We start from the raw sequence: 233 nt of genomic DNA, 5'->3' as shown, positions 1-233 counted from the left end.
CGACCCCCTTGTGCCATTGCTTGGCCTCAGCAATCAGGGCTGATTTAGGATTTTGTGAACTCGGGAAAGGCCCAATCTCATCGTACTGAATAGTACGATGAATGAGCACGCGTGGCCAGACCGATTGGATCTCGAAACTGTTGTGCTGACCTATTATGTCGACAACAGAAAGCCAGGGCAGGAGCTACATGACACGCGACTTTGGGGCAACGCGATGCTCCGCAACTAGTTCG

At 52.4% G+C, this 233-nt stretch carries 1 pseudogene; it reads left to right on the top strand.

Annotation, left to right across the window (positions count from 1 at the left end):
• Nucleotides 1-73: 73 nt before the first annotated feature.
• Nucleotides 74-229, top strand: a pseudogene (locus ACQG3P_RS24525) (hypothetical protein); the annotation flags it as partial.
• Nucleotides 230-233 lie beyond the last annotated feature (4 nt).

Source organism: Stenotrophomonas sp. SrG, assembly GCF_050031795.1.
GTDB classification, from domain to species: domain Bacteria; phylum Pseudomonadota; class Gammaproteobacteria; order Xanthomonadales; family Xanthomonadaceae; genus Stenotrophomonas; species Stenotrophomonas rhizophila_A.
Note: the sequence above shows the minus strand (reverse complement) of the source record. Positions and strands in the feature narration are given on the sequence as shown.